The following is a 16,340-nucleotide window of genomic DNA, read 5'->3' on the forward strand; positions in this document are numbered from 1 at the left end:
AAAATGGGAGTTATTATGAAGTTAACCGTTGCATTACGGATTATCGGTGGCTTTGGTATTATTTCACTGCTCCTGCTGCTTATCGGCGCTACTGCCTATATCAGTTTGAGCAACATTAGCAGCTCTACCGCCGAAGTAAATCAGGTCTCTATACCTGCGCTGGAAAACAGTGCTCAGATGCAAAGTGAATTCGTCATCATGAGCAAGCTCAGCCTACAGGCGTTTAATGCCACTGAGCTGAATGAGGTTGATCAGTTACTGCAGCAGTTCAGCACTGAGCAACAACGTTATCAGCAGGCCTCAACGCAATTGGCCCGCGCCGTGCAGGATAATGCTCAGCTGAAAGGCGCTGCCGCCGAAGTGGCTAAATCTTATGATGCCTTCACCCCTGTCAGCAGCGCCCTGTTCAGTCAGCTCAAAACCAACCTGCAGTTACGTGATAGTATCGACAGTAAAATTGCTGATGTCGAAATGAACGCTGATGATATGGCATCGCTCATTCTGGACTTTACCGATGTCAGAGATGTGCAGCGCCGCTTTCCGAATGCATACAAGGCTGCTACTAATATAGAAACCGGTATCAACACCCTGGTCAGCAATGTGGTTGATCTGAATCGCACCACCTCAGACAGCACGGCGAACACCATAGGTAACGAAATCGGCTTTCGCTTAAAAGAGTTAAACGACCAATTTGCCGTTATTGAAAGTGATACTGCAGGCCAGGTGGCACTGGTAGCCGATATGGCAGAAAAAGTGACTGAACTGAATAGCTTGCTGTCAGGTAGCAACAGCGTAGTCACGCTGAAAATGCAGCGTCTGCAAGGCATTGCCAACGCAACCGGTTTACTGGCGCAGGCCGAACAGCAAACGACTACTGCAATGGCCAGTCTGGCAGGTTTATTATCGCAGGCCCGCACTGCAGCAGAGACGATACAGCAGGAATCAGCTAATGGCGTTGCTAATGCCATTACCACCATTTTTATTGTTGTGGTGGTATCAATACTGCTGGCAGTGGTTATTGCTTATATCACGGTAAAAAGCATTAAAAACCCGCTGGATAAGGTGAATGCCATCCTGGGTGTAGTGGCATCGGGCGATCTGACGCAAAAGCTGGACGATAAAGCCCAGGACGAATTTGGTGAGCTGGCGCGTAACTGCAATAAAGTTATTGCCAGCTTACAGCAGCTTATTCAGGGTATTATTTCCCGCTCTACTCAACTGGCTGCTGCCTCAGAACAAACCTCAGCCATTACGGTGCAAACCACTCAGGCTATCCGTGAGCAAAAATCTCAGGTAACTCAGGCCGCTACAGCGACTACTGAAATGAGCAGTACGGCTCAGGGCGTGCTACAAAGCTCGAACGATGCCGTGGCGGAGATTAAAAACGCTGATAATGAAGCCGAGCGTGTTAAAGGTATCTCACTGGAAAACAAAGCCATTATCCTGCAGCTGTCGCATGAGGTTGAACAGGCTTCGGAAGTCATTAACAAGCTGCATAAAGACAGTGCTTCAATTGGCAGCATTTTAGATGTTATCCGCGGCATCGCCGAACAAACCAACCTGCTGGCACTTAATGCCGCCATTGAAGCGGCACGTGCCGGTGAACAAGGCCGGGGCTTTGCCGTAGTAGCGGATGAAGTGCGTTCGCTGGCCAGCAAAACGCAGGCTTCTACCCAAGAAATTCAGGCGATGATTCAGGTGCTGCAATCAGGTGCTCATGCTGCGGTAGAAGCAATGAACAAAGGCAAGAAACAAGCTGAAAACTGCGTAGAAAAAACTGAAGTGGCCACCAAGGCGCTGGACTCTATTACACATGCTGTGCATCTGGCGCACGATATGAGCATGCAAATTTCTGATTCGGCGCAAGAGCAAAATCAAGTGTCACACGAGATCAGTAAGTTACTTGAGTCTATCGTAACCATTGCCGAGCAAACAGCTTCTGGCGCCGAGCAAACGTCAGAGTCGAGCCATGAAGTGGCGCGTTTGGCCGAAGAGTTGCGGGTGTCAGTAGAGCAGTTTAAAGTCTAAAGCGCTAATGCGAATAAATAATAAGCAATAAAAAATCCGCCGGCAGGCGGATTTTTTATTGCTTAGCGCTGACCGCTTTTCAGCTTAATCACCTTCACCGGCACGGGCTTTTAACACCGCCAACAGTGGCGATGCACCAAAGCCGTTAGCTTCTGCCCAGGCAATATCACCTGAGCCGGCTACAGAAGAGCCGGGTAACTGTTTTACGATAAACTCCCCGACATCCGCCGCATTACTTTTAAAGGCATGACGAATAAGAGTCTCGCCATTACACACCACACCATCATAGATGTTACGTAAGCGCAGACGGTAATCACTCAATACCTTACGCAACCGGTTTTTATCATCGGCCGCCACGTAATCACACATAGAAGCAGCTAACTGATCATCTGCTAACGCAACCGGTGCCATTAACAGCGACACGCTTACGGCAGCACCACAAAACAAAGTTGGCAATAATCTCATGTACTACTCCTTGCTGAATTTCGACTGAATCATCTTAGCAAGTTGTGTTAACAGGTGCAAACTCAGCCTTGGCGTTGCCAGGTTCGAAAATAACAATGATAGGGGTTTTGTGCATCTGCCGGATGTTCGCTTTGCTGCACTAACTGCCAGTCTGCCGCGGTATGATAATCCGGGAAAAATGCATCCCCTTCAGTCGTTAAATCAATATCGGTCAGGTATAAACGCTGCGCCAGTGGCAGCGCCTGGCGATATATCTCGCCACCGCCGATAATCATCACCTCGTCATGCCCTTGCAGTAGCTCAAGCGCCTGTAGCAGGCTATTTACCCACTCAGCGCCGCGATTATCGGTTGGCGGCGTGCGGCTTATCACCAGATTGCGCCGGCCGGGTAACACCCGGCCAATTGAATCAAAAGTTTTACGGCCCATCACCACAGGCTTACCCAAGGTCACCGCTTTAAAATGCTTTAAGTCGGCCGGTAAGTGCCAGGGCATTTGGTTATCTTTACCGATAACCCGGTTAGCGGCCATAGCCGCGACTAAGGAAATGATCATAGCCAGCCCTTAACGCTGATAGATCACTTCAACGTCGTAATCATCGTCGTCAAAGTCGTCATCGTCGTCGTCTTCATCTATAACCGGCTGAATATCGGTCGGGCTATCATCCCATTTGAAATTCACCGGATCAGCAATTGGCTCGGCGGCCTTTTCCACTGGTAACTGCTCAATGTAATTCAGAATATCTGCCGATAAGCGCTCAGTATTAGTGCGGCTGGCAGCCGCAATTTTAAACACCGGGCCGTCCCAGTTCAGCGCGCTGGTGACCTGGGCGATGATTTCTTCCAGTTCATCTTCCATCACCAGATCAAGCTTATTAAACACCAGCCAGCGTGGCTTAGCCGCAAGCTTGGCACTGTATTTGGCCAGCTCGTTAACGATGGTAACCGCATTCTCGGCCGGATCTGAGCCATCAGCTGGCAGCACATCCACCACATGCAATAACAGCCGGCAACGCTCTAAATGCTTTAAAAACTGGATACCCAAGCCAGCGCCCTCGGCCGCACCTTCAATCAAACCCGGAATATCGGCTATCACAAAAGAGCGATGTGACTGTACCCGCACGACGCCTAAGTTAGGCACCAGGGTGGTAAAAGGATAATCGGCTACCTTAGGTTTAGCGGCAGACACGGCGCGGATCAGGGTTGATTTACCGGCATTAGGCAAGCCTAACAAGCCAACATCGGCTAATAACAACAGCTCTAAACGCAGATTGCGGATTTCACCTGGCGTACCATTGGTCTTTTTGCGCGGCGCCCGGTTAGTGCTACTGGCAAAACGGGCATTACCCAAGCCATGCCAACCACCTTTGGCAACCCGTAAACGCTGGCCATTGCGGGTGAGATCGCCCAGCACTTCGTCAGTATCAACATCTACTGCGCGGGTACCAACCGGCACCCGTAGCTCTAAATCTTTACCGCGTTTACCGGTACAGTTAACACTGCCGCCGTTTTCACCACGCTCAGCACGGTGAAATTTCTCAAACTGATAATCGACCAGGGTGTTGAGGTTTTCATCGGCGACCAGATACACATCTCCGCCATCGCCACCGTCACCACCGTTGGGGCCGCCCTTAGAAATAAACTTTTCACGTAAAAAACTGATAATGCCGTTACCGCCGTCACCGGCTTCTACGCGGATTATCGCCTCATCTACAAACTTCATCGGGTGCGTCCTGATTAATCAGATTTGAACCAGCTTTTATTAACTGGCGCTAAGTATAACGTAGCTTGGTAAGCCTTGTCGAAAAACGCCATCTCGGCACGCTGATAGCAGCTTAGCAATAAAAAACCCCGCACCAGGCGGGGTTTAGTTGAATGTGTGCAGCTTATTCGCTGACGATGCTCACAAACTTACGGTTGTGCTCACCTTTCACTTCAAACTTCACTTTACCTTCAGTTAAAGCGAATAAAGTGTGGTCTTTACCGATACCTACGTTAGTACCAGCGTGGAATTTAGTACCACGCTGACGCACGATGATGCTACCAGCTAAAACAGACTCACCGCCGAAGCGCTTAACACCTAAGCGTTTAGCTTCTGAATCGCGACCGTTACGGGTGCTACCTACACCTTTCTTACTTGCCATGTGTCGATACTCCTATTACGCGCTGATGCTGGTAATTTTCACTTCAGTGAACCACTGACGGTGGCCCATCTGCTTGCGTGAATGCTTACGACGACGGAACTTAACGATTTTGATTTTATCGCCACGGCCATGAGTGACCACTTCCGCTACTACTTTACCACCTTCAACTAAAGGTGCACCGATAGAGATGTTTTCGCCGTTAGCGACCATCAACGGTGTAAATTCGATTGTTGCGCCGGTTTCTAAGTCTAGTTTTTCTAGACGAAGAGTTTGACCTTCCGTCACACGGTGCTGTTTACCACCACTTTGGAAAACCGCGTACATAGTTAACTCCGTACAAAGCACGCCATCGCTTGATAAGGGGCGTGTTAATTCAATTCACAGGGCGCGAATTGTACGCAATTTCCCCTACCCCCGCAAGTAGAAATAAAAAAAAGATCACCGCTTAAACAAAAGGATCCGGTTTTGCTTTGGGACTTATCGGCCCTTAGTGTAGAATTAGCGCCATTGTTAGGTTTAAGCAGTTGTTTTGCATGACGCTCGAACAGATCCAGCAACTGGCTGCCGCCGATATGGCTGCGGTTAATGCGCAGATATTTTCCCAGCTCAATTCTGATGTGGCTTTAATTAACCAGCTCGGTATTTACATTGTTAATAGCGGCGGTAAACGTTTACGGCCACTGCTGGCGGTATTAGCAGCCCGTGCACTGGGCTATAACGGCAGCGCTCATGTCACAGTGGCGGCCATTATAGAGTTTATCCACACCTCTACCTTGCTGCATGACGACGTGGTGGACGAATCCACCCTTCGCCGTGGCAAGCAAACCGCTAACGCTGTGTTTGGTAATCAGGCCAGCGTACTGGTGGGCGACTTCCTGTACAGCCGCTCGTTTCAGATGATGGTGTCGTTAAACGAGATGCGCATCATGCAAATTCTGGCCGATGCCACTAACGTCATCGCCGAAGGCGAAGTGCTGCAGCTGATGAACGTGAACGATCCTGACACCACTGAACAAAGCTATATGCAGGTCATTTACTGTAAAACCGCCAAATTGTTTGAAGCCGCCACTCAGCTGGCTGCTATAGTGGCACAGCAACCTGAAGCTGTGGTGAATGGCTTAAAACTGTATGGCATGCATTTGGGCACTGCCTTTCAGCTAATTGATGATGTGCTGGACTATCAGGCTGACGCCACTGAATTGGGTAAGAATATCGGTGATGATCTCGCCGAAGGTAAACCGACGCTGCCGCTAATTCATGCGCTGAAGCACGGCACCAGTGCGCAGCAGGCGCTGATCCGCCAAGCGATCAGTGAAGGCAATGGCCTGGCGCAGTTAGACGCTATTATGAGTGCACTGGAGCAAACCGACGCCTTTGGCTATACCCGCCGCTTGGCCGCGCAGGAAGCTGACAAAGCGCGTGCAGCGCTGGCGGTATTACCCGACTCAGACTACAAGCAGGCGTTGTTGGCACTGGCTGATATTGCCGTGTCGCGCAGCCATTAATGATTTAAACCTGCTACAGCAGACAAAAAAAGGCGCCGTAGCGCCTTTTTTTACCGCTGAATAACTTAGTTATTCTTTACAAACTCTTCGCCTAAAGTGATATCGGCTTTTAAAGTGCCTAACATATCATTCATAGCTTTTTGCTCATAAGCACTTAAACTACCAATAGGTAACAGCTTTTCTACGCCATTTTTGCCCAGCAGCATTGGCTGTGCGAAGAAACGGGCGTGTTCGCCGTCACCTTCAACATAAGCATACTCAGTCACGGCTTCGCCTTGCAGACCTTTGATCAGTGAAATACAGAAACGGGCTGCTGCCTGGCCCATTGATAAGGTCGCAGATCCGCCACCGGCTTTGGCTTCAACCACTTCGGTACCAGCATTTTGAATGCGGTGTGTCAGTGAGGCGACTTCGTCATCAGAGAAGCTTACGCCGTCAACCTGAGACAGCAGTGGCAGTATAGTGGTACCACTGTGGCCACCAATTACCGGGACTTTAATCGTCGCAGGGTTTTTGCCTTTTAACTCGGCAACAAAGGTTTCAGCACGGATCACATCCAGCGTAGTAACACCGAATAAACGGCGCGGGTCATAAGTGCCGGCTTTTTTGAACACGTCAGCAGCAATGGCAACAGTCGTATTTACCGGGTTAGTAATAATACCTACCAGGGCCTTAGGGCACTGCTGAACGATAGCTTCGGCTAAGGTTTTCACCACACCGGCGTTGATGTTGAATAAGTCTGAACGGTCCATACCAGGTTTACGTGGCATACCGGCAGGGATCATCACGATGTCGGCACCGGCCAGTGCGGTGTTCAGATCTTCCTTGCCATAGCCTGTTACTTTAACAGCGGTAGGGATATGGCTTAAGTCAACCGCGACACCCGGCGTTACCGGCGCCAGATCGTATAGCGCTAAATCTGTACCGGCAGGTAAGTCTAATTTCAGCAATAATGATAATGCCTGGCCAATACCACCGGCGGCACCTAAAACGGCAACTTTCATGATTATCTCCCTTGAGAACGCTTGAATGGAAAAACGCGCCAACAATACTGAAACCGCGGCGAAATTACAAATAGCTTAAGCCTAAAGTCTAAGCATTTTAGTCAATTTTAGTGTACTTTAGCCCACTAGCAGCGTCAGATTAGCCAACAAAGTGTATCGGTGGGCTAACTTTGCTAAGATAACGACACGCATTCAGAGGTAAAAGTGTGATATGACCAAGCAAGCCAAACAAGAAGCGTTAATTCAGGTATTCAAAGCCTTGTTGAAAACTGAGAGTTTTGGCTCTCAGGGTGAAATTGTCGACGCGCTGAAAAACGAAGGCTTTGACAATATCAGTCAGTCAAAAGTGTCGCGAATGTTAAGCAAGTACGGCGCCGTGCGCACCCGTAACGCCAAACAGGAGATGGTCTATACTTTGCCACCTGAGTTGGGTGTACCGACCACCAAAAGTCCGCTGCGTCAGTTAGTGCTCGACATCGAGCATAACGATGTGATGATTATTATCCGTACCAGCCCGGGCGCAGCCCAGCTTATCGCCCGCTTGTTAGATTCAGTCGGTAAGGCTGAAGGCGTACTGGGTACTATTGCCGGTGATGACACTATTTTTATTGCACCGAAAAGTATCCGCCATATCGACGATACCTTACAAAAAGTTACTGAACTGTTTGAGAAGGTGTAAAGCACTACACAGCGCCACTGGCAGCCAGCTCTAAAAAACTGATCGATGGCGCAAAAAACGCGGCACTGAGTTCAAACCGGTGATAGTTAAGCAGCAAATCATGGCCGGCAGCGGCGCCAAGCCCCAGCCGCCTCGTAAGTTGTTGCTGTAATGCTTCAGCACTGGCAGCATATTGTAGCTGCAATAAGCCCTGCTGCTTTAGCTGATAAAACGGCATATTCTGGTGCAGCACCGCAGAGTCGTTATCCTGCTGCCACATCAGGGCAGCATAGCTGTCGGCGCTTAGCCGCTCGTCAGCCAGCAAACGGCCACTGACTTTCTCAAATCCCAGTATGGCCTCCTGCTCTGGCTGAGTTAGCCGCTGCCAAGCCGTTTGGTTGAACCCCAGTTGCTGAAAATATAAATAGCTGCCGCCAGCAAACAGCGGTTGTTTGGCCGCATCAACCAAAGCTATCTGCCGTTTCTGCCGCGCTTTTGGGTTGAAGGGTGTATCAATAAAGCCGGTCAGCTGACGCCCATCCAGATAACGAAAGCCCTGCAGCGCATCTAACACATCGACATGTCCCTGCAGCAGCTGCAATACCTGCTGCGCGGCGATAACATTGACATCTAAGCGATCGGAGCGGATCTGCAGTAGCAAATCCACCGGCACCGCGGCCAGGCCGATATTGTCATCCTGCGGCTCGGGGAAAGCATGCAATAACGCCGGGCGCGCATCCGGATACAGCAAATCCCAATAGTTGCTGCCCACCGCCACCACACCCGTTAGCAAGGCTTCAGAGAAATGATCGGCCAGCCGGTCGAATAACTGCGGAATACGCGCCAGTTTATAACGCAGTGCTTTCTCCTGCCCTTCCAACGCATTAAGCAGTAAATAGCTGCCATGCAAATTGGCTTCTGCACATATTCCCAGTTGTTCTCTGGCCATAGTTATTCCTTTTACCAACGCCTTTCGCCGCTAAGCTACAGTAATATGCCATTCGTGCCCGGCTTTTTGTGAGAAATATCTCACAAACAAGTGCGTTTAAACGCTATTTACTGCTGTAAACTCTACCGCAAGCCTGATGCAACTGCATGATATATATCAAGTTAACTTAAACCATTAACATTTTACAATAATATTACAGCAGGCTTTTTTCTAAAACATCATGCTGCACACCCGCGTTAGAGTGCATAATTAACTCGTCGACGGATAGACCCACTGACAAGAAGACAGCGGGTGACTGCAGGATGCAGTGTCTGGCTAGGATAGCACAAGGACGACCAACAGACATGCTCAGGATGAGCACGGTTTTCAGAGTCTTCACCAGCGCTGAAAGCTCAGGGATGAAACGGAACACACTCAGGATGAGTGCGCATTATCGGGATGATAGTGCACAAGGATGACAGGACAAGGCAAGATGCCTTTAGGAACACTCCGGGATGGAGCCAGGGAAGAAATACTACGGACAGTATCGACAGGATGACGAAACAGGACCTTAGGTGGCCGCGCAGTTTGCGGCCCACCTTCCTGCTCTACCGCTAACAAGCCCACCTCAGCCGCAAACAGCCGTAATTGTCACTTATCACTTGTCACTTGTCACCAGCTACCTTAGCGTCAAAACGCTGTTGATAAGCGGCAAAATCGGGCACCTCGCGCTGATAGTTTTGCTGATATAAACTCGAGTGAATAATAAAGTCGGCTGTCGCCTGGTTACACGCCACCGGTATATTCCATACTACGGCTAACCGTATCAGCGCTTTGACATCCGGGTCGTGCGGCTGTGATGACAGCGGGTCCCAGAAAAACACCAGCCAGTCTATTTTTTGCTCGGCAATCATGGCACCAATTTGCTGATCGCCCCCTAGGGGCCCACTCGCCAGGCAGATGACATCGCGCTTTAAGGCATTGCCAATCAGCTTGCCGGTTGTTCCGGTCGCCACCAGCTGTTTATCAGCAAAAAAAGCCTGATGCCGGCTTACCCAGTCTAACAGGGCGGATTTTTTACCATCGTGTGCAACCAGGGCTATGGTTTTCATTTACAGCGCTCCTTGAAGCAAAAAACGCAGCTTAACGTGAAAAAAAAGCCCTGCATAGCAGGGCAAAACAACCAAGGTCCACGTATAACATCGTTATTGGTCAGCACATACCGCCGCTTCTGGCGTACGGTACGGCTATAACCACATCATTCTTTACTACTGCGCTGAAGCGATTCGCTTCATCGCTGTCATATAACCGCGTAACGTTTTGCCGACACGTTCTACCGGGTGCTGACGAATCGCTTCGTTCACCGCGATAAGCTTAAGGTTATCCACCCCAGTGTCGCCGCTAACACCTTTACCAATCAGTTCACTGCTCAGGCCATTAACCAACTCTTTTAACAGCGGTACTGCAGCATGAGCAAACAGGTAGTTACCGTATTCGGCTGTATCTGAAATCACCACGTTCATCTCGTACAAGCGCTTACGGGCAATGGTATTGGCAATAAGCGGTGTTTCATGCAGTGACTCATAATAAGCAGACTCTGCTACGATGCCGGCATCCACCATGGTTTCAAACGCCAGCTCTACACCGGCTTTTACCATAGCGACCAACAGCAAGCCACGATCAAAATACTCCTGCTCAGCAATTTTCTCTGCCGACACCGGCGCCTGCTCAAAGCCACTGCTGCGGGTTTGCTCACGCCAGGTCAGTAGGTTTTTATCATCATTGGCCCAATCAGCCATCATGGTGCGGGAAAACTCACCGCTGATGATGTCGTCCATATGTTTTTCAAATAATGGCCGCAAGGTGCTTTTCAGCTGCTCAGCCAACTCGAAGGTTTTGATCTTGGCCGGGTTACTTAAGCGGTCCATCATGTTGGTAATGCCACCATGCTTCAGCGCTTCGGTAATGGTTTCCCAGCCATACTGGATAAGTTTTGCTGCGTAACCGCGCTCAACACCGTCAGCCACCATCTTGTCAAACGCCAGAATAGCGCCGGTTTGTAGCATACCGCACAGGATAGTTTGCTCGCCCATTAAGTCTGACTTTACTTCAGCCACAAATGACGAGTGCAATACTCCAGCCCGATCACCACCGGTAGCCACCGCATAGGCTTTGGCGATATCCAGACCACGGCCGTTAGGGTCATTCTCTGGGTGTACAGCAATTAATGTTGGCACACCAAAACCGCGTTTGTATTCTTCACGCACTTCAGTACCCGGGCATTTAGGCGCAACCATAATGACGGTGATATCCGGGCGGATCTGTTTGCCTTCTTCAACAATATTAAAACCGTGTGAGTAAGCCAGCGTGGCGCCCTGCTTCATCAGCGGCATTACCGCATCCACTACGCTGCTGTGCTGTTTATCCGGTGTCAGGTTTAATACCAGATCAGCGGTCGGAATAAGTTGCTGATAAGTACCAACGGTAAACCCGTTGCTGTTGGCCTTTTGAAAAGACGCGCGCTGCTCGCTTATCGCCTCTTCTCTTAGTGCATAACTGATATTTAACCCCGAGTCGCGCATATTCAGGCCCTGGTTTAAACCCTGCGCCCCACAACCGATAATGACGATATTCCAGCCTTTTAACAGCTCACAGCCGTTGGCAAATTCGCTCTTGTCCATAAAACGGCACTGGCCCAACTGGCCCAGCTGCTGCCGTAAATTCAATGTATTAAAATAATTTGCCATAATGCTTCTCTAAATGCGTTTTTACCGCTCAGACCTGATTGCTGAGCATAAGCCGGCGCAATGGCGGGCTTTAATGCGTTAATACTAGCTAATGCATTTAATTGCGTGAAGTGATATATTTTCAAGTCTGTATTTCACTTTATGAAACAAAGTATCAGTATGGACATTCGCAGCGCCCAGTTGTTTCAGCATTTGGCGACCAGCCTTAACTTCAGCAAAACCAGCGAGCAAATGTATGTCAGCCCGCCAACCCTGACCAGAGTGATCCAACGGTTGGAGGAAGAACTCGGTGCTGAACTGTTTTTCCGCGATAAACGCTCGGTACGGCTGACCCCGGCCGGCCAGCGGTTTGGCCGCTTTGTCCGCAGCTGGCTGGATGAATGGCATCAGCTACAACTGGATTTACAGCTGGCAAGTGCCGAGTTAACCGGTGAAATCCGGCTGTTTTGCACGGTAACCGCCAGCTATAGCCATCTGCCGGCCATTTTAGATAAGTTTCGGCTGATGTGCCCGAAAGCTGAAATTAAACTGACCACAGGTGATGCGGCTTCCGCTATTGAGAAAGTACGGCTGGACGAAGCGGACATAGCCCTGGCCGCTCGGCCGATGCATCTGCCGACTAATCTGGCCTTTAAAAGTATTGCCAGCTTACCTGTGATGCTGATTGCGCCAACGGTACCTTGTAAAGTGACCAGCCTGCTGGAGCAGCAGCCAATACCCTGGAGTCAGGTGCCGCTGATCATGCCAGAGCATGGCCCGGCGCGCAGCCGCTTTGACCGCTGGGTGCAGGATAGCGGCATTACCCCGCTGGTCGTCGCCAAAGTAGATGGCCATGAAGCCATGGTGTCGATGGTGGCGCTGGGAACAGGTGTGGCCTTGGTAGCCGATGCTGTGGTCATACACAGCCCGGTGAAAGACCGGGTACGGCTGCTACAGCTGGACTACCAGTTTGAAGCCTTTGATTTAGGCGTCTGTATGCTGAATAAGCGGCTTAATGAGCCGCTTATTCAGGCATTCTGGCAGGTGGCTACAGCAAAGGGTGAACTTAAGCGTTAGAGACAGAGTGCGTAGCAGAGTTACTTAACCACCTTCAGATGAGAGGCTTTTTTCGGCTTGGGCGGCTCGGGATCAGGATTATCATCATCCGGCAGCATATCAACCAGATCAGCATCGTCTTCATCTTCTTCCAACGTAAAGACGGTGCCTGCGCCGTTCTCGCGGGCATAAATGGCCAACACGGCATTAAGTGGAATATATAGCGCAAACGGATGGCCGCCAAAACGGGCACTAAACGTGACCGCATCATTGCCCAGCTGCAAATTCCCCACCGCCGTAGGGGCGGTGTTTAACACGATTTGGCCGTTTTGCACAAACTGCATTGGCACCTTTACGCCGTGCACAGTTGCATCAACCACCAGGTAAGGCGTGCAGTTGTTGTCGACTATCCAGTCGTAAAACGCCCGTAGTAAATAAGGGCGGTTTGCGGTCATTTTCATTACAGCTTCATTCCGCGACGAATTTCACGCTCAGCATCGCTTAGCGAAGCCTGGAATGCATCACGTTCAAAAATACGCGTCATATAGTTTTTCAGCTCTTTGCTGCCCGGGCCAGATAACTCGATGCCCAACAGCGGTAAGCGCCACAACAGCGCAGCCATATAACAATCGACCAGACCAAACTCTTCGCTCATAAAAAACGGCGCTTCATTAAACAATGGCGCTATCGACAGCAAGCCTTCTTTTAGCTCCTGCCGGGCGCTAGCGGCGTTGTCCTCGCCATTCAAAATGCTTTGAGCCAGGCGGTACCAGTCTTTTTCTATACGGTACATCATTAACCGTGCCTGGCCACGCGCCACCGGATACACCGGCATTAATGGCGGGTGCGGGAAACGCTCATCCAGGTATTCCATAATGATATTGGCCTGATACAACGCCAGTTCACGGTCAAGCAGCGTTGGCAGGCTACCGTACGGGTTAACCTCGTACAGGTCTTCCGGCAAATTATCCTGGGTGACCTGAAGAATATCGACAGTTACGCCTTTTTCCGCCAGTACGATGCGAACCTGATGGCTAAACATGTCATCCGCTGCTGAAAACAGTGTCATCACAGGGCGTTTATTGGCAGTGATCGCCATGTATTCCTCCGGTAAAATAAAAAACGGCAAAGGGGCGCTAAGGCCCCTGTAAACATAACTAGTTGAAAAAACTAATTAATGTACATCGCGCCAATATTCTTTCTTCAGCAAATAAGCCAGAACAAAGAAGATCAGCAGAAATACCATAACCTTGACACCAAGTTCACGGGATTCCAGTTTGGTTGGCTCGCCAACATATTCCAGGTAGTTTACCAGATCTGCCACGGCACGATCATATTCTTCTGTGCTCAGCTCACCGGTACCATCGGTTTTAATACCAACATAAACCTGCTTCGATTCACCGTCTACCAGACGGGTCTCATAGGCTTTGTAGGGTAATCCCTGCAATTCCTGTAGCACGTGTGGCATACCCACCATGGGGAAAACATCATTGTTCACACCAAAGGGGCGTGACGGATCAGCATAAAAACTGCGCAGGTAAGTATACAGCCAGTCCGGGCCGCGCACCCGGGCGACGTTAGTTAAATCTGGTGGTGTAGCGCCAAACCATTTTTCACCGTCTTTACCTGACATCGTGTTGGTAATGTGGTCACCGACTTTTTCGCCGGTAAACATCAGATTCGCCATGCCAACGTCTTCCGGGATATCTAAGTCACGGAACGTGCGCGAGTAGCGCTGATACTGCATTTGGTGACAGCCTAAACAATAGTTCTGGAACAGTTTGGCACCATTTTGCAGTGATGCTTTATCGGTCAGATCTATTGGCGCTTTGTCCAACGGTATGGCTGGCCCAGCTGCCATCGCCAGTGACGAGGCTAATAATGCGGCAGCAGACAATAACTTTTTCATCATTAGGTTACCCTCACTGGCAGTGGTTTAGTGGCTTCGTTTTTGCTGTAGAAGAACAACAACACAAAGAAACCAAAATAGGTGAACGAGAACAGCTGCGACAACAGGGTATAAGTTGGTGTTGCCGGTAATACGCCCAGAATACCTAATGCCACAAAGCTGATGCAGAAATTAACCAGGTTAACTTTGTGCAAGTTGCTGCGGTAGCGCACTGAACGCACCTTGCCACGGTCCAGCCATGGCAGTAACGCCAGCGCGATGATTGCAGCAAACATGGCGACAGCGCCCATAAAGGGGTGCGGAATAGCACGTAAAATGGCATAGAACGGTGTGAAGTACCAAACCGGTGCAATATGCTCTGGCGTTTTCAGCGGGTTAGCCGCTTCAAAGTTTGGCGGCTCCAGGAAGAAACCACCGCCTTCCGGGAAGAAGAAAATAACCCAGGCAAAGATTAATAAGAAGCCGGCAACACCTACTAAATCTTTCACCGTGTAATATGGGTGGAATGGAATCGCATCGACGATCACTTTCTTACCACCGCGGGTGAAATACTGGTGGAAGGTGAACTTTTTATCGGCGTCAGTTTGCTCAACACTGCCATCGTTATCGCGCTTAATCTCGATACCGTCTGGGTTGTTAGAGCCAACTTCATGCAGCGCCATAATGTGCAGGAAGACTAAAATCACCAGCACCAGTGGCAGCGCAATTACATGCAGGGCGAAGAAACGGTTTAGCGTAGCACCGGAAATAACATAGTCACCGCGGATCCACAGCGTTAAATCTTCGCCAATAAACGGGATAGTACCAAAGATACCGATAATAACCTGCGCACCCCAGAACGACATCTGGCCCCATGGGAGTAAGTAACCCATAAAGGCTTCAGCCATCAGCACCAGGAAAATCAGCATACCGAAGATCCACAGCAGTTCACGTGGTTTCTGGTAAGAGCCGTACATCATGCCGCGCAGCATATGCAGGTACACGACAACGAAAAACGCAGACGCGCCGGTAGAATGCATATAACGCAGTAACCAACCGTACTCGACGTCGCGCATAATATATTCAATAGACGCAAAAGCACCTTCAGCAGAAGGCACATAGTTCATGGTTAACCAGATACCGGTCAGAATTTGGTTAACCAGTACTAAAATGGCCAGCGAGCCAAAAAAGTACCAGAAGTTAAAGTTTTTTGGCGCCGGATACTGCATGACGTGCAGGTTCATTTTATCCATGAACGGCAGGCGGTATTCAATCCAGCTCATCAGGTTCTTGAACATCAGACGGCCCCCTCATCTTCACCAATTAAAATGGTATTGTCATCAACATACATATAAGGAGGGACCATCAGGTTGGTTGGTGCCGGTACGCTCTGGAATACCCGGCCGGCCATATCAAACTTAGAGCCGTGACAAGGGCAGAAAAAGCCAGAGGTAACGCCCTCAACCTGCGCCGAGAAATCGCTGGGTAAATAGGTTGGTGAGCAGCCCAGGTGAGTACAGATACCGACAGCAACGAAAATTTCCGGCTTTTTCGAGCGATAGCGGTTTTGGGCATACGCAGGTTGTTGCTCTACTGCAGACTCCGGGTCGCGTAACTTATCTTCATGGTTTGCCAATGCATCTAACATGGCTTGTGGCCGTTTAACGATCCATACCGGCTTACCACGCCACTCTACCCGGATTAACTGGCCCGGTTCCAGCTTACTGATATCCGCACTGACAGCGGCACCGGCTTGCTTGGCTTTTTCACTCGGGTTCCAGGACGCGATAAAAGGCACAGCAGCTCCGACGGCACCAACACCCCCCACTACTGAGGTAGCAATGGTAAGGAAGCGGCGGCGACCTTGATCTACAGGCGCATTGCTCATCCACTCATCTCCACGTTAACGCTTAAACAGAATTTAAGCGGCTGAATTTCAG

At 50.0% G+C, this 16,340-nt stretch carries 18 protein-coding genes; 4 read left to right on the forward strand and 14 right to left on the reverse strand.

Features of this window, described 5'->3' with window-relative positions; translation table 11 throughout:
- Window positions 1-15: 15 nt before the first annotated feature.
- Complete coding sequence (locus tag ABGI61_RS00905; protein ID WP_347595468.1) at window positions 16-2,028, forward strand: methyl-accepting chemotaxis protein; 2,013 nt, start codon at window positions 16-18, stop codon at window positions 2,026-2,028.
- A gap of 84 nt (window positions 2,029-2,112) precedes the next feature.
- On the opposite strand, the gene ABGI61_RS00910 is transcribed toward ABGI61_RS00905, so the two are convergent.
- From ABGI61_RS00910 to rplU, 5 genes are all read right to left on the reverse strand, one after another.
- Complete coding sequence (locus ABGI61_RS00910) at window positions 2,113-2,493, reverse strand: DUF3718 domain-containing protein (RefSeq protein ID WP_347595471.1); 381 nt, start codon at window positions 2,491-2,493, stop codon at window positions 2,113-2,115.
- A gap of 62 nt (window positions 2,494-2,555) precedes the next feature.
- Window positions 2,556-3,047 (reverse strand): type 3 dihydrofolate reductase, encoded by a 492-nt coding sequence (gene folA / locus ABGI61_RS00915; RefSeq protein ID WP_347595474.1) that lies wholly within the window; start codon window positions 3,045-3,047, stop codon window positions 2,556-2,558.
- A 9-nt stretch (window positions 3,048-3,056) separates the two neighbouring features.
- On the reverse strand, window positions 3,057-4,214 hold the full coding sequence (gene cgtA / locus ABGI61_RS00920; protein WP_347595477.1) for an Obg family GTPase CgtA: 1,158 nt from the start codon (window positions 4,212-4,214) through the stop codon (window positions 3,057-3,059).
- A 163-nt stretch (window positions 4,215-4,377) separates the two neighbouring features.
- Entirely contained in the window at window positions 4,378-4,635 is a 258-nt protein-coding gene (gene rpmA / locus ABGI61_RS00925) for a 50S ribosomal protein L27 (RefSeq protein WP_008220951.1), read from the reverse strand.
- Between the two features lie 15 nt (window positions 4,636-4,650).
- The gene (gene rplU, locus ABGI61_RS00930; protein ID WP_040551912.1) at window positions 4,651-4,959 is read right to left on the reverse strand and encodes a 50S ribosomal protein L21; all 309 of its coding nucleotides are present in this window, start codon (window positions 4,957-4,959) and stop codon (window positions 4,651-4,653) included.
- Between the two features lie 209 nt (window positions 4,960-5,168).
- On the opposite strand from rplU, the gene ispB reads away from it, so the two are divergent.
- Window positions 5,169-6,140 (forward strand): octaprenyl diphosphate synthase, encoded by a 972-nt coding sequence (gene ispB / locus ABGI61_RS00935; RefSeq protein WP_347595482.1) that lies wholly within the window; start codon window positions 5,169-5,171, stop codon window positions 6,138-6,140.
- A 65-nt stretch (window positions 6,141-6,205) separates the two neighbouring features.
- Here the strand turns inward: ispB and mdh are convergent, their stop codons facing one another.
- Entirely contained in the window at window positions 6,206-7,144 is a 939-nt protein-coding gene (gene mdh, locus ABGI61_RS00940) for a malate dehydrogenase (RefSeq protein ID WP_347595485.1), read from the reverse strand.
- A 211-nt stretch (window positions 7,145-7,355) separates the two neighbouring features.
- Here mdh and argR point away from each other — a divergent pair, with 211 nt between their 5' ends.
- Window positions 7,356-7,823, forward strand: a complete 468-nt coding sequence (gene argR, locus ABGI61_RS00945; protein WP_347595488.1) for a transcriptional regulator ArgR — start codon at window positions 7,356-7,358, stop codon at window positions 7,821-7,823.
- A gap of 4 nt (window positions 7,824-7,827) precedes the next feature.
- On the opposite strand, the gene ABGI61_RS00950 is transcribed toward argR, so the two are convergent.
- The 3 genes from ABGI61_RS00950 to ilvC all read right to left on the reverse strand — a co-directional run bounded on the left by ABGI61_RS00950 (window position 7,828) and on the right by ilvC (window position 11,477).
- Window positions 7,828-8,751, reverse strand: a complete 924-nt coding sequence (locus ABGI61_RS00950) for a Dyp-type peroxidase (RefSeq protein ID WP_347595491.1) — start codon at window positions 8,749-8,751, stop codon at window positions 7,828-7,830.
- Between the two features lie 644 nt (window positions 8,752-9,395).
- Window positions 9,396-9,842 carry a methylglyoxal synthase gene (locus ABGI61_RS00955; protein ID WP_347595494.1) on the reverse strand — a complete coding sequence of 149 codons (447 nt, stop codon included), beginning with the start codon at window positions 9,840-9,842 and terminating at the stop codon, window positions 9,396-9,398.
- A 156-nt stretch (window positions 9,843-9,998) separates the two neighbouring features.
- Window positions 9,999-11,477, reverse strand: coding sequence for a ketol-acid reductoisomerase (gene ilvC, locus ABGI61_RS00960; protein WP_347595497.1), 1,479 nt, complete (start codon window positions 11,475-11,477; stop codon window positions 9,999-10,001).
- 141 nt (window positions 11,478-11,618) lie between these two features.
- Between ilvC and ilvY the strand changes: the two genes are divergently transcribed.
- Window positions 11,619-12,533, forward strand: coding sequence for an HTH-type transcriptional activator IlvY (ilvY, locus tag ABGI61_RS00965; protein WP_347595500.1), 915 nt, complete (start codon window positions 11,619-11,621; stop codon window positions 12,531-12,533).
- A gap of 20 nt (window positions 12,534-12,553) precedes the next feature.
- On the opposite strand, the gene ABGI61_RS00970 is transcribed toward ilvY, so the two are convergent.
- From ABGI61_RS00970 to petA, 5 genes are all read right to left on the reverse strand, one after another.
- Window positions 12,554-12,967 (reverse strand): ClpXP protease specificity-enhancing factor, encoded by a 414-nt coding sequence (locus tag ABGI61_RS00970; protein ID WP_347596634.1) that lies wholly within the window; start codon window positions 12,965-12,967, stop codon window positions 12,554-12,556.
- A gap of 5 nt (window positions 12,968-12,972) precedes the next feature.
- The gene (gene sspA / locus ABGI61_RS00975; protein WP_347595503.1) at window positions 12,973-13,611 is read right to left on the reverse strand and encodes a stringent starvation protein SspA; all 639 of its coding nucleotides are present in this window, start codon (window positions 13,609-13,611) and stop codon (window positions 12,973-12,975) included.
- Between the two features lie 75 nt (window positions 13,612-13,686).
- Window positions 13,687-14,424: a cytochrome c1 gene (locus ABGI61_RS00980; RefSeq protein WP_347595506.1), complete on the reverse strand. Its 738-nt coding sequence runs from the start codon at window positions 14,422-14,424 to the stop codon at window positions 13,687-13,689.
- Window positions 14,424-15,698 (reverse strand): cytochrome b, encoded by a 1,275-nt coding sequence (locus ABGI61_RS00985; RefSeq protein ID WP_440590646.1) that lies wholly within the window; start codon window positions 15,696-15,698, stop codon window positions 14,424-14,426. The genes ABGI61_RS00980 and ABGI61_RS00985 overlap by 1 nt, the downstream gene beginning before the upstream one ends.
- On the reverse strand, window positions 15,698-16,288 hold the full coding sequence (petA, locus tag ABGI61_RS00990) for a ubiquinol-cytochrome c reductase iron-sulfur subunit (RefSeq protein ID WP_347595509.1): 591 nt from the start codon (window positions 16,286-16,288) through the stop codon (window positions 15,698-15,700). The genes ABGI61_RS00985 and petA overlap by 1 nt, the downstream gene beginning before the upstream one ends.
- Between the last annotated feature and the right edge of the window lie 52 nt (window positions 16,289-16,340).

Source organism: Rheinheimera fenheensis, from assembly GCF_039871805.1.
GTDB lineage: Bacteria > Pseudomonadota > Gammaproteobacteria > Enterobacterales > Alteromonadaceae > Alishewanella > Alishewanella fenheensis.

Excerpts from the sequence above, each read along its gene's own strand:
- sspA (WP_347595503.1), bottom strand. The coding sequence starts at position 13,611 with ATGGCGATCACTGCCAATAAACGCCCTGTGATGACACTGTTTTCAGCA.
- ilvC (WP_347595497.1), bottom strand. The coding sequence starts at position 11,477 with ATGGCAAATTATTTTAATACATTGAATTTACGGCAGCAGCTGGGCCAG.
- ABGI61_RS00905 (WP_347595468.1), top strand. The coding sequence starts at position 16 with ATGAAGTTAACCGTTGCATTACGGATTATCGGTGGCTTTGGTATTATT.
- ilvY (WP_347595500.1), top strand. The coding sequence starts at position 11,619 with ATGAAACAAAGTATCAGTATGGACATTCGCAGCGCCCAGTTGTTTCAG.
- ABGI61_RS00955 (WP_347595494.1), bottom strand. The coding sequence starts at position 9,842 with ATGAAAACCATAGCCCTGGTTGCACACGATGGTAAAAAATCCGCCCTG.
- mdh (WP_347595485.1), bottom strand. The coding sequence starts at position 7,144 with ATGAAAGTTGCCGTTTTAGGTGCCGCCGGTGGTATTGGCCAGGCATTA.
- ABGI61_RS00950 (WP_347595491.1), bottom strand. The coding sequence starts at position 8,751 with ATGGCCAGAGAACAACTGGGAATATGTGCAGAAGCCAATTTGCATGGC.
- ABGI61_RS00980 (WP_347595506.1), bottom strand. The coding sequence starts at position 14,424 with ATGATGAAAAAGTTATTGTCTGCTGCCGCATTATTAGCCTCGTCACTG.
- ispB (WP_347595482.1), top strand. The coding sequence starts at position 5,169 with ATGACGCTCGAACAGATCCAGCAACTGGCTGCCGCCGATATGGCTGCG.
- ABGI61_RS00910 (WP_347595471.1), bottom strand. The coding sequence starts at position 2,493 with ATGAGATTATTGCCAACTTTGTTTTGTGGTGCTGCCGTAAGCGTGTCG.
- argR (WP_347595488.1), top strand. The coding sequence starts at position 7,356 with ATGACCAAGCAAGCCAAACAAGAAGCGTTAATTCAGGTATTCAAAGCC.
- rplU (WP_040551912.1), bottom strand. The coding sequence starts at position 4,959 with ATGTACGCGGTTTTCCAAAGTGGTGGTAAACAGCACCGTGTGACGGAA.
- rpmA (WP_008220951.1), bottom strand. The coding sequence starts at position 4,635 with ATGGCAAGTAAGAAAGGTGTAGGTAGCACCCGTAACGGTCGCGATTCA.
- ABGI61_RS00985 (WP_440590646.1), bottom strand. The coding sequence starts at position 15,698 with ATGTTCAAGAACCTGATGAGCTGGATTGAATACCGCCTGCCGTTCATG.
- petA (WP_347595509.1), bottom strand. The coding sequence starts at position 16,288 with ATGAGCAATGCGCCTGTAGATCAAGGTCGCCGCCGCTTCCTTACCATT.
- ABGI61_RS00970 (WP_347596634.1), bottom strand. The coding sequence starts at position 12,967 with ATGACCGCAAACCGCCCTTATTTACTACGGGCGTTTTACGACTGGATA.
- cgtA (WP_347595477.1), bottom strand. The coding sequence starts at position 4,214 with ATGAAGTTTGTAGATGAGGCGATAATCCGCGTAGAAGCCGGTGACGGC.
- folA (WP_347595474.1), bottom strand. The coding sequence starts at position 3,047 with ATGATCATTTCCTTAGTCGCGGCTATGGCCGCTAACCGGGTTATCGGT.